Source organism: Endozoicomonas sp. (assembly GCF_051008435.1).
Lineage (GTDB): Bacteria > Pseudomonadota > Gammaproteobacteria > Pseudomonadales > Endozoicomonadaceae > Endozoicomonas_A.
The window spans coordinates 16,619-27,355 of record NZ_JBPCXO010000192.1 but is presented as its reverse complement, the minus strand read 5'-3'; the positions used below and the strand labels follow the sequence as shown (position 1 = coordinate 27,355).

Genomic DNA, 10,737 nt, shown 5'->3' with positions numbered 1-10,737 from the left:
TTGAGACAGTTTTTATGATTATTTGAGGCGAATAGCGAGCTATTCAACGAAAAGAATCATAAAAAATGGCCAAATCCGGCTTTTTCGCAGTAGGTCAGTGGTAAGTCCGACAGGCTCCTAGGATTTTTAGCGCAGTTTCAGTATTCTGGGACGAAGGAATCAGCCACTTCAGTATTGATGGATCGCATGTTTACACCTCTTAAAAAAATCTCCGAGAACCCGGACAAGTTGATGAAGCTGGCGTCAATCGCTTCTGTGATGACTGCCGCAATCCTGATCATCGTTAAAATTGCTGCCTGGTTCATGACCGGCTCCCTGAGTGTTCTGGCAACACTGCTGGACTCTATCATGGACGTCATTGCCTCGATTATTACTCTGGTAGCCGTAAGGATTGCTCTTGAGCCTGCGGATGAAGAACATCGATTTGGTCATGGCAAAGCAGAATACCTGGCTGTTCTTGCTCAATCAGCCTTCATCTCTGGTTCTGCCATCATTCTGTTTCTCAGTGCTATTGATCAGTTGCTGGGGAATCAGAGCAGTATCGACAACGAGTCAGTAGGCATGACCGTCATGCTGTTCTCAATCGTGGCCACTCTGGTTCTTCTGTCAATCCAATCCTATGTGGTGAAGAAAACCGGTTCCGCTGCTATTGCTGCCGATTCCATGCATTACCGGGTCGATCTGCTTACTAATGTTTCTGTCATCATCGCACTCTACGGTGTCAGCCAGGGTTATTTCTACCTTGATCCGGGCTTTGCGTTGTTAATATCGATTTATATGTTGTTCAGTGTTGGCAGGATGGCCTGGGATGCTGCCCAGCAATTAATGGATCATTCGTTGCCGGAGCAGCAGGTTCACGAAATTGAACGCATCGTGTTGGCAATAGAGGGCGTGCGGGGGATTCATGAGATGAGAACCCGTATCTCTGGTCGGGTTCCCTTTATTCAGATGCACATTGACCTCAACGGTGATCAAAGCTTGCGGTCAGCCCATGATATTGGACAGGCTGCTGAAGATGCCATCATGGAATTTATGCCCAACGCTGACATTATTGTCCATCTGGATCCAAATTGAAGAAAGCCCTGGCAGTATTCGCTGTTTCCATTGCCACTTGTTCGTAGCTTTTGCCGGTCTGCTCTGCAATGGTTTTAACCACCCATGATAAATAGGCCGGCTCATTTCTACGGTTTTTCGGTTTTTTGTCCATGCTTCTGGGCAACAGCCAGGGAGCATCGGTTTCTATCATCAAGCGGTTGGCTGGAATATCCTTTAGCAATGGATGCAAATGGGTGCCCCGTCTTTCATCACAGACCCAACCCGTAATACCGATGTGCAGATCCAGGTCAAGGTACTGATACAGCGCTTTTTTGTCCGCAGTAAAGCAATGAACCACCAATCCGCTGAGTTTATCTCTGAATTCTTTGGCAATAGCCACAAAGCGATCTGAGGCATCACGTTCATGGCAGAATGCTGGCAGTCCAGAATCAACCGCCAATTGTAATTGTTGCTGGAAGACTTTTTCCTGCACAGGCCTGGGAGAAAAATCCCGGTTAAAGTCCAGCCCCATTTCCCCAGCTGCCACTACTTCTGGTGCTTGGAGCAGTTCCTTGAGTGTCTGGTAACAAGAGTCCGTGGCATTTTTTGCATCGTGAGGATGAATACCTGCCGTTGAATAGCAGTATTCCGAGTAATTCCGGGCTAATTCCAGTGCGTGTTGCGACTCATCAACCGAGGTTCCTGTCAGGATCATTGTGCTAATGCCGGCTTCAACCGCTCGCTCGATGACATCGTCTCGATCCTTGGAAAATTGCTTGTCGGTCAGGTTTACACCGATATCAACCAGATTGGGCTGCATAATACCTCGAAGTTAATAGTGAAAATCTGATACATTCTCTTCAAAATCCGGTGGGCATGGCAATCAGGCTATTCGCTCATTCTGTAAAATCGCTAGTGAGACTGTGATGACTCATTCTTCCCTGACTGTTTCCCACCTTGCCATTCACCCTGTTAAATCGCTTAAAAAGATGTCAGTGGAGCAGGCAGTCATCGATCGTATGGGATTTGTTAATGACCGTCGCTGGATGGTAGTGGAGCCGGGTGGCAAGTTCATCACCCAGCGACACTATCCCAACATGGCGTTGATTGAAGCTATTCCAGGCAGTAAGGGTCTGACTCTGTCTGCACCGGGCATGGCTGAGTTGATCATCACAGATCCAGAGCAGCTGACTCAGAAAGTTGAAATGGACGTTGAGGTCTGGAAAGACGAGCTGAAAGCCCTGGATGCAGGAGAGGCCGCCTCCCAATGGCTTAGTGAGTTTCTTGGCTTGCCATGCAGAATGGTTAAGTTTTCAGAACAGGTTCACCGTCAGGTAGATCTGCGCTTTGCCAGTGAAGGTGACAGCACGGGTTTTGCAGATGGCTTCCCCTTTCTTCTGACTACTGAAGCCTCCTTGCAAGAACTCAATGGCCGTTTGGACTCTCCGGTCACTATGGACCGCTTCAGACCCAATATTGTGATTCAAGGCGCAGAGGCCTATGCAGAGGATTCCTGGAACAGAATTAAAATTGGCGAAGTGGTCTTTCAGGTAGCCAAGCCCTGCAGTCGTTGTGTTATGACAACAGTTGATCCCAAAACGGGAGAAAAGACAGGGAAAGATCCGCTGATGACACTGTCACGATACAGAAGAACAGAGATGGGCGTGATCTTTGGACAGAATCTGATCCATGAATCGCAAGGAAGGATCTGTTTAGGCGACACCGTTGAGATTCTTGAACAAACTAAATCATGCCCTATTAGAAAATCGTAGTTATCGGGCTCTGTGCAGGGCTGATTTAGAATGGGCAAGAGCGCCTTGGATGAAGAAGTACTGTATCTTTTTTCAATAGAAATTTATGATTTCTTATTTTCTAACCCTGAATTTACTCTTAGTTTTTTGTGCTGCCATAAAGACTTTCATCCTTGCATCACCAGGATCAATTTCACCTGGCATAGGCTGAGTTTGCTTCTCTTGCTCAGTATGGGGCTTACGATTCATTTTCCCACTCATCATCTTCACCTTTTTCGTATTCGTCAGGATTTTCCAAAAACTTCTTCATATCGCCTGATGCCAAGGCTTCTGGCTCTTCAATATTGGTAGGAGTCATATCCCTAAACCTGCGGGCAGCGCGACGCGCAGCTTCTTCAATGGTTGCCGGTTTTTTTTTGTTTCTATGCTTGGTAAGGTTTTCTATCTTCTTACTCATCAGCTCATCCTATAACGTTGCATAGAGATAGTCACCAGCAGGCACATAGGTAAGTCCAAAACGAGCATAGTAATCCCGCACCTGTGTATTAATGGGGTTCATAATACGTAGCTCATGGGCTCCCAGAGTCTCCGCATAGATGCCAATGGCAAAGAGTGAAATTTCGAATACTTTGAGGTCTGCCGGTTTTTCTGGGCAAGCTTCAATGAGGTCGAGTCTCATACGTTGGCCTGTATAAGTTGGACGGCCAAGCGTCAGACTTGCCAGTTTACCGCTATGCCATAATGCCATTTCAAAACGTTTTGGGTAACGAAATTTAAAGTTGGCATACCCCTCAACCCAATCCCAATCTACGCGTCTTTTTGATGAATAATCCCAATTCTTTGACTGGGTTAACGCAGTATTATCGATCAGTTTCACTCGATTATTAATTTCTCCACGATTGGCAAAATCTTGATTAACCTGATCAAGCACCGCTTCTCTGATAATTGAGTAGCGATTTTCGGCATCTCTATGAGTAGCAAGCATCAGCACATCCTCTAATTGTTTGAGTTAAATCCGTCTATATCACTGTGGTCCGGCTCTAAAGATTAAACATCAAACTCAACCCAGAGAGGGGCATGGTCAGAAGGTTTCTCTAAACCACGAATATCATAGTCGATACCGGTAGCCTTACAACGCTTCATCAAACAATCAGTTGCGATCACTCCATCTATACGGAGTCCGCGTTTCGGTTCGCGATCAAATCCACGACTGCGGTAGTCAAACCAGCTGTAGAGCTCTTCACTGTTCTTCTCAGAGCATTCACGGTAGCAATCAGTGAATCCCCAGGCCAGCAGGCGGTCAAACCACTCTCTTTCTTCCGGCAGGAAACTGCACTTTCCGGTTCTTAGCCAGCGTTTGGCATTATCAGGACCAATGCCGATATCCGTATCGGTATGGGAAATATTAAAGTCTCCCATCACCAGTAAAGGTTGATCCGAGGAATAATCCGTTTCCAGCGTGGTCATCAGATCCTGGTAAAAAGCCTGCTTGGCAGGAAACTTGGTAGGGTGATCACGGCTCTCTCCCTGAGGGAAATAGCCATTGATCACGGTAAAGGACTGGCCGCTCTCTGTCTGGTATTCCGCTGTGATCAAACGTCTCTGGGCATCAGGACCATCGGATTTAAAGCCTTTCTCAACCCTGACAGGTTTATGGCGACTCATCAGAGCAACACCATAGTGGGTTTTCTGTCCAAAGTACTCAACGTGATAGCCCAAGGCTTCAATACCCGCCACCGGGAAGTCTTCGTCAGTGACCTTGATTTCCTGAAGTCCGATCACTTCCGGTTGATGTTTTTCAATCAGGGCCTTGAGCTGATGCAGGCGAACGCGGACTCCATTGACATTGAATGTAATGACTTTCATGACTTTGAAACGGCTTCCTTAGATGGTACGACCTGCATCATAGCTGAAAAGATAGCCGAAAAGCAGCACTCTTATAAGTTACGAACAGAGCCTAACCCGGATATTTCATAAACATGCTCCCGCTCTCACTTGCCCTTTGCCGCTCTAAGGGGGTTTTACTCAGTCGACCGTACTCCCCGGTACGGCACTCCTTCGCAAAATCCCTTAGAGCGACAAATGCCTGCGCGAGATTCGGGGCAGTTTATGAAATATCCGGGGTAAGGTCAGAGAAGAGCAAAGATTATGCCCTTTACTTGCTGCTTACATGTCAGCTTCTTTATAGTGGCCACTACAGAATCGTACAAGGTCGTACGACATCATAAGAACGATCACGACACATTGCGAACACTCTATGCCTGACATTAATCGATCCTGGGTCCTAGCTGGAGGAATGGCTGGGCTTTTGGGAATTTATCTGCTGACAGCAGATGTGACCTCCATGTCCGATACCGGAAAGTCCTCTTCTCAAACGAAAAAGATGCCTGACGTTGAATTACCTTTGGCAAAGGTTTCAGCCAGGGCGTTTCCGGTTGAGTCCATTCACCGAACCCTGACTCTGTTTGGCGAAACCCAACCTGACAGGACGGTAACCATCAGTGCAGAAATTCCTGCCAGAGTCATCACCGCTGCTGCTCAGAAGGGCCAGTTCATAAACAGTGGCGAAGCCATTGTTACCCTGAAAGAGGGAGCTCTTCCCGCTCAGATAGCCACTGCCAAAGCCAGAGTCAGAAAAGCCGAGTTGGACTATAACTCAGCCTTGTCATTGAAAAGTAAAAACCTGATTGCTCAGAATGAGTTGCCTGAACTCGAAGTTGCATTGAGCGAAGCCCGGTCAGAACTTTCAAAGCTAGAAATAGACTTCAACAACACCAGAATCACGGCTCCCGTGACGGGTATCTTAAATGATCGTTTTGTGGAGCAGGGCGATTATATAGAAATGGGCAAACCCGTTGCAGAAATACTCGACCTTGATCCTTTAGTGGTGTCTGTTGATGTTCCGCAGAGTCATATAGCTGCGGTCACACTGGGGGACAATGCTGATATTCGTTTTGCATCCGGCGAAACAGCAGAGGCACAGGTTCGATACATTGCCCGACTCGCAGAATCAGGCACCCGAACCTTTAAAGTTGAACTTAACGTGCCCAATGAAGCAATGGAAACGCCGGCAGGTCTGAGTGTCGAAGCAGAACTTAAACTGGGACAGGTTCAGGCTATCAAGGTTTCTCCGGCGCTTTTAAGCCTGAATGAAACCGGAAAACCCGGCATTAAATGGGTGGATGAACAGGATAAGGTGCACTTTACGGCCGTAGACATTGTGAAGTCTGAGGCCAGTGGTCTCTGGCTGACCGGAATTCCTTCCAGCGCCAGACTCATAACCCGGGGGCATGGTTTTGTCAGGGAAGGGGAGCAGGTCATCGTTGAACCTGGGCAGGCCCTTGCTGTTACAGGAGACAGGGTTGCAGGGGAATCTCCATGAGCAGTCTGATTGGCCTGTCACTGAATCGCAGTCGCACCATTCTGATGATGTTTGTCCTGATACTGGTTTCAGGCATGCTCTCTTATCTGACCATCCCCAGAGAGTCTTCACCGGATATTCCTATTCCCTATGTGTATGTCTCGGTCAGTTTCGAAGGCATTTCGCCGGAAGATTCCGAACGATTGCTGGTTCTGCCACTGGAAAAAGAGCTGCAAGGGCTTGAAGGCGTCAAAGAACTTTCTGCAACAGCTTCCCAGTCCCATGCTTCTGTCACGCTGGAATTTGATGCAGGAATAGAGCTGGATAAAGCTCTGGCCGATGTCCGGGACAAGGTGAATCTGGCAAAAAGTAAATTGCCTGAGGGGACAGATGAACCCGTTATTGAGCAAATCACCATGGCCAGTCAAGACCCGGTCATTACTGCCATCTTGTCAGGTAATCTTCCTGAAAGAACCATGGTCAAGATTGCACGGGCTTTAAAAGATGAGCTGGAAGCCCAGAAAGCCATTCTTGAAGTGGAAATTGCCGGTGACAGGGAAGAAGTGGTCGACGTCATCATCGATCCCATGAAGCTTGAAAGCTATGGTTTGGTTCCTGCTGATGTCATCAACCTGGTTTCACAAAATAATCAGCTGGTTGCGGCGGGCAGTATGGATACAGGTCAGGGCAGTTATTCCATTAAGGTGCCTGCTGTCTACAAAACCCCTGCAGATATTCTTTCTCAGCCCGTGAAAGTTGAAGAAAACCGGGTAGTCACCTTTGCGGATATCGCCACCGTTCTGAGCACGTTCAAAGAGGGTGGGGGTTATGCCCGTTTAAATGGTGAGAACAGTATTGCCCTGGAGATTAAAAAGCGCTCGGGTGAAAATATTATTGAAGCCATTGAAGTTTCAAGATACATCATTGATCAGGGCATGGCTTCAGGACCTGAGACCTTAAAAGTCGATTATGTCGGGGATCAGTCAGAAGACGTAAAAATGATGGTGACCGATTTGCAGAATAATGTGCTCTCTGCCGTTATTCTCGTTGTTGTCATCATTATTGGTGCTCTTGGCGCCAGAAGTGCTTTCCTGGTAGGTATTGCCATTCCCGGATCTTTCCTTTCAGGCATATTGATTCTGGGCATTATGGGTCTGACCATTAATATGGTCGTACTTTTTTCACTGATTATGGCGGTAGGCATGTTGGTTGATGGTGCCATCGTTGTCACCGAATATGCAGACAGAAGAATGGGGGAGGGGATTCATCGCCAACAGGCCTATCTTGAAGCTTCCCGCAAAATGGCCTGGCCGATCATCGCCTCTACGGCAACCACTTTGGCAGCTTTCTTCCCACTGATGTTCTGGCCGGGAATGATGGGCGAGTTTATGAAGTTTTTGCCTCTGACCTTGATTGCCACTCTGGCATCTTCTCTGGTCATGGCTTTGATTTTCATTCCCACCCTTGGAGCCATGATCGGTAAACCACGGGTACTGGGTACCAAAGAAAAAATATCCATGCAGGCTATTGAGTCAGGTGACCTTGGCCAGACAACAGGATTGACCGGTCACTATATCTCTGTCTTGGGTCGGGCAATAGATCACCCTGGTAAGGTATTGCTATTGGCGTGCATGACGGTAGCCCTGATTTTTACTCTCTTCATCAAGACATCCCGTGGTGTGGAATTTTTCCCCGATGTGGATACCAATGCCATAGTTATTACAGCTAAAGTTAATTCCGGGAATCTGTCCGTTGATGAAAAAGATGCATTGATGGAGAAGATAGAAGCCCGGCTCATGGATTTGCCTGGTATGGAAACGCTTTATGCCAGAACCGGAGAGAACCAGGTTGTTGGCACGTTAAGAGTGAATCTTGAGGATTGGCAATTCCGGGACACTACGCTTGCCATAGCCAATATTGCCGAGCAGAGACTGGCAGGATTCTCAGGGCTGGATATATCCGTTGAACGGCTGAAGGATGGCCCACCTACCAGTAAGCCACTGGAGCTGATTGTCAGGGCTGATAATCTGGACACTCTCTACAATGCCGTGGCAGAAGCGCGAGTGATACTCGAGAATCTTGGAGCATTCACCAATATAGAAGATTCTGGTCCTGCACCAGGTTATGAATGGCGCCTGAGCATCGATCGGGCTGAAGCGGCTCGATACGGAGCAGACGTCGCTACAACCGGCAGTATGGTGAGAATGGTGACTTCAGGTCTGACAGTTGGCTCTTATCGTCCCGATGATGCCGACGACGAGGTCGATATTCGTATTCGTTACCCGGAAACTGAACGTCATCTTGAAAGTATTGACCAGCTTCGTCTAATGACCTCTGCCGGATTGGTTCCGATTGGTAACTTTACCGAGAGAGAAGTCAGCAGCAAGCTCGACAACATTAAACGTATAGACGGCAAACGTACCATTACCATTTCAGCAGATCTGATGGATGGACAACTGCTTTCTCAACAAATACCGCTGTTGACAGAAGAGCTGGCCTCTGCCCAGTTGGGTGATGATGTCGGCTTTGACTTCAAGGGTGAAGAAGAGGACCAGAAAGAAAGCGGTGAATTCTTGGTGAAAGCGTTCAGTGTCGCCCTGTTTGTCATGGCTATGATCCTGGTGACGCAGTTCAACAGCTTCTATCAGGCTGCGTTAATCATGTCTGCTGTCATTCTGGCAACAGGGGGTGTTTTCCTGGGGCTGATGATTACCGATCAAAACTTTGGCATTGTCATGTGCGGCATTGGCATTATTGCGCTGGCCGGTATTGTGGTAAACAACAACATTGTATTGATCGACACTTTCAACAGTCTGAGACAAGAAGGGTACAGCACCCGAGAGGCCGTTCTTAGAACCGGAGCCCAGCGTCTAAGACCTGTCATGCTGACGACTATCACCACCGTGTTAGGTCTGATGCCTATGGTCTTGTCCATCAATATTAATATGTTCAACCATACGATTGAGATGGGTGCACCCTTTACTCAGATGTGGAATCAGCTGGCAACCTCCATAGCCGGAGGCCTGACCTTTGCCACCTTGCTGACACTGGTAGTTACTCCGTGTCTGCTGATGATTTCCGGAAGATGGCAAGCTCGTAAAGTCTAATCATTTCTCTTTGGGGCATAATTCTTACAGTTAAGGGTTATGCCCCGTTCATTACTGTTTCAATGCCGTTTTTAATCAGCTACTGATTTTTGTACCAGCATAATACTGGCTAAACTCTAAGAAGAGCTGGGACACCTTATTGTCTTGCTCCAACTCATCTGTTTTCATCTCTCATGATTACATCAGGCACAATGATCCATAGAATGAACCAGCTTGAAAAGAGAGGTCTTGTTCAGAGGGTTCTCAATCCTAATGATGCTAGAAGCAAACTGGTACAACTGACCTTAGAGGGTACTGAGCTAATTTCTAAAGCTGTTTCAGAGCATGTGAGCAATGAAGAGAAGCTGCTGGCAAGTATGTCGCAAGAAGAGCGTGAGCAGCTGGATCAGTTGTTAAGAAAGTTTCTGATTCAGATAGAGAACAGGGAATAGCCATTACAAGTCAGCTTAAGCTGATATTGCTGATTTAACATAATATATATTATGCGTAATTAACTATTATTTAAAAGCCGGCTGTCTCTGCCGGCTCTTTAATCGATTCTTTATTAACCTTCTGCCTCTGAAGTCTCCAGAAGCTCTTCATTCACTTCGATTTCACGAACTGTCTTGGACTCTGCTTTATAGATGTTCTCGTAACAATAATTGGTGGCCTCTATATAGCCTTCAATACTGCCGCAGTCGAAGCGAGCCCCCTTGAATTTGTAAGCCAGGACCAGACCTTTTTTACACTGCTCACGCAAGGCGTCTGTTATCTGGATTTCACCATTCCTGCCTGGAGACGTTTCTCTGAGAATATCGAAGATATCGGGCGTCAGGATGTAACGACCAATAATAGCCATATTACTGGGCGCTTCGCCTGCAGACGGTTTTTCAACCATATCCTCAACACGATACAGACCCGGCTTGATCATTTCACCGCTGATGACGCCATATTTATGAGCTTCTTCAGCAGGCACTTCTTCGATAGCCACAATACTGCAACGGAATTGCTTATACAGTTCAACCATCTGGGACAGCACTCCATCCCCATCCAGGTTGATACAGAGGTCATCAGCCAATACGACACCAAAAGGTTCATCTCCGATCAGGGTTTCGCCGGTAAGAATGGCATGACCCAGCCCTTTCATTTCACGCTGACGTGTATAAGAAAAGGTACACTCGTCCATTAACCCGCGAATGCCTGATAAGGTTTCTTCCTTGGCAGTCCCCTGAATCTGGTGTTCCAGTTCATAATTAATATCAAAGTGGTCGTCCAGTGCACGCTTACCACGGCCTGTAACGATACAAACTTCATGTAAACCACTCTGCAGAGCTTCGTCAACACCGTACTCAATCAGGGGCTTATTAACGATCGGCATCATTTCCTTTGGCATGGACTTGGTCGCGGGTAAAAAGCGTGTACCGTAACCTGCAGCAGGAAAAAGACATTTCTTGATCATGGGTTAAAAAAGGCCTTAGTTGTTTCAAAGCGTAACAGCTATGTT

Annotated in this window: 10 protein-coding genes; 5 read left to right on the top strand and 5 right to left on the bottom strand. The window is 47.3% G+C overall.

Translation table 11 applies throughout. The features are described 5' to 3' along the window. Nucleotides 1-186 precede the first annotated feature (186 nt). Entirely contained in the window at nucleotides 187-1,074 is an 888-nt protein-coding gene (locus ACR2PX_RS09440; RefSeq protein ID WP_433999108.1) for a cation diffusion facilitator family transporter, read from the top strand. On the opposite strand, the gene ACR2PX_RS09435 is transcribed toward ACR2PX_RS09440, so the two are convergent. Continuing rightward, complete coding sequence (locus ACR2PX_RS09435) at nucleotides 1,049-1,855, bottom strand: TatD family hydrolase (RefSeq protein ID WP_433999107.1); 807 nt, start codon at nucleotides 1,853-1,855, stop codon at nucleotides 1,049-1,051. The two genes, ACR2PX_RS09440 and ACR2PX_RS09435, sit on opposite strands and share 26 nt — an antisense overlap. A gap of 106 nt (nucleotides 1,856-1,961) precedes the next feature. Between ACR2PX_RS09435 and ACR2PX_RS09430 the strand changes: the two genes are divergently transcribed. Continuing rightward, nucleotides 1,962-2,807 carry an MOSC domain-containing protein gene (locus ACR2PX_RS09430; protein ID WP_433999106.1) on the top strand — a complete coding sequence of 282 codons (846 nt, stop codon included), beginning with the start codon at nucleotides 1,962-1,964 and terminating at the stop codon, nucleotides 2,805-2,807. A 217-nt stretch (nucleotides 2,808-3,024) separates the two neighbouring features. Here the strand turns inward: ACR2PX_RS09430 and ACR2PX_RS09425 are convergent, their stop codons facing one another. The 3 genes from ACR2PX_RS09425 to xthA all read right to left on the bottom strand — a co-directional run bounded on the left by ACR2PX_RS09425 (nucleotide 3,025) and on the right by xthA (nucleotide 4,652). Next, nucleotides 3,025-3,243 (bottom strand): hypothetical protein, encoded by a 219-nt coding sequence (locus tag ACR2PX_RS09425; RefSeq protein WP_433999105.1) that lies wholly within the window; start codon nucleotides 3,241-3,243, stop codon nucleotides 3,025-3,027. A 9-nt stretch (nucleotides 3,244-3,252) separates the two neighbouring features. Then, nucleotides 3,253-3,771 carry a hypothetical protein gene (locus ACR2PX_RS09420; RefSeq protein WP_433999104.1) on the bottom strand — a complete coding sequence of 173 codons (519 nt, stop codon included), beginning with the start codon at nucleotides 3,769-3,771 and terminating at the stop codon, nucleotides 3,253-3,255. Nucleotides 3,772-3,833: 62 nt separating this feature from the next. Then, the gene (gene xthA / locus ACR2PX_RS09415; protein ID WP_433999103.1) at nucleotides 3,834-4,652 is read right to left on the bottom strand and encodes an exodeoxyribonuclease III; all 819 of its coding nucleotides are present in this window, start codon (nucleotides 4,650-4,652) and stop codon (nucleotides 3,834-3,836) included. 442 nt (nucleotides 4,653-5,094) lie between these two features. Between xthA and ACR2PX_RS09410 the strand changes: the two genes are divergently transcribed. The 3 genes from ACR2PX_RS09410 (at nucleotide 5,095) to ACR2PX_RS09400 (ending at nucleotide 9,685) form a co-directional block, all read left to right on the top strand. After that, complete coding sequence (locus ACR2PX_RS09410; protein WP_433999102.1) at nucleotides 5,095-6,168, top strand: efflux RND transporter periplasmic adaptor subunit; 1,074 nt, start codon at nucleotides 5,095-5,097, stop codon at nucleotides 6,166-6,168. Then, nucleotides 6,165-9,254 carry an efflux RND transporter permease subunit gene (locus ACR2PX_RS09405; protein WP_433999101.1) on the top strand — a complete coding sequence of 1,030 codons (3,090 nt, stop codon included), beginning with the start codon at nucleotides 6,165-6,167 and terminating at the stop codon, nucleotides 9,252-9,254. Before ACR2PX_RS09410 ends, ACR2PX_RS09405 begins: the two co-directional genes overlap by 4 nt. A 203-nt stretch (nucleotides 9,255-9,457) precedes the next feature. Then, the gene (locus tag ACR2PX_RS09400) at nucleotides 9,458-9,685 is read left to right on the top strand and encodes a MarR family winged helix-turn-helix transcriptional regulator (RefSeq protein ID WP_433999100.1); all 228 of its coding nucleotides are present in this window, start codon (nucleotides 9,458-9,460) and stop codon (nucleotides 9,683-9,685) included. A gap of 113 nt (nucleotides 9,686-9,798) precedes the next feature. Here ACR2PX_RS09400 and galU read toward each other — a convergent pair whose 3' ends face one another. Further along, entirely contained in the window at nucleotides 9,799-10,692 is an 894-nt protein-coding gene (gene galU, locus ACR2PX_RS09395) for a UTP--glucose-1-phosphate uridylyltransferase GalU (protein WP_433999099.1), read from the bottom strand. Nucleotides 10,693-10,737: the final 45 nt, after the last annotated feature.

Excerpts from the sequence above, each read along its gene's own strand:
- ACR2PX_RS09440 (WP_433999108.1), top strand. The coding sequence starts at position 187 with ATGTTTACACCTCTTAAAAAAATCTCCGAGAACCCGGACAAGTTGATG.
- ACR2PX_RS09435 (WP_433999107.1), bottom strand. The coding sequence starts at position 1,855 with ATGCAGCCCAATCTGGTTGATATCGGTGTAAACCTGACCGACAAGCAA.
- ACR2PX_RS09430 (WP_433999106.1), top strand. The coding sequence starts at position 1,962 with ATGACTCATTCTTCCCTGACTGTTTCCCACCTTGCCATTCACCCTGTT.
- ACR2PX_RS09425 (WP_433999105.1), bottom strand. The coding sequence starts at position 3,243 with ATGAGTAAGAAGATAGAAAACCTTACCAAGCATAGAAACAAAAAAAAA.
- ACR2PX_RS09420 (WP_433999104.1), bottom strand. The coding sequence starts at position 3,771 with ATGCTTGCTACTCATAGAGATGCCGAAAATCGCTACTCAATTATCAGA.
- xthA (WP_433999103.1), bottom strand. The coding sequence starts at position 4,652 with ATGAAAGTCATTACATTCAATGTCAATGGAGTCCGCGTTCGCCTGCAT.
- ACR2PX_RS09405 (WP_433999101.1), top strand. The coding sequence starts at position 6,165 with ATGAGCAGTCTGATTGGCCTGTCACTGAATCGCAGTCGCACCATTCTG.
- ACR2PX_RS09400 (WP_433999100.1), top strand. The coding sequence starts at position 9,458 with ATGAACCAGCTTGAAAAGAGAGGTCTTGTTCAGAGGGTTCTCAATCCT.
- galU (WP_433999099.1), bottom strand. The coding sequence starts at position 10,692 with ATGATCAAGAAATGTCTTTTTCCTGCTGCAGGTTACGGTACACGCTTT.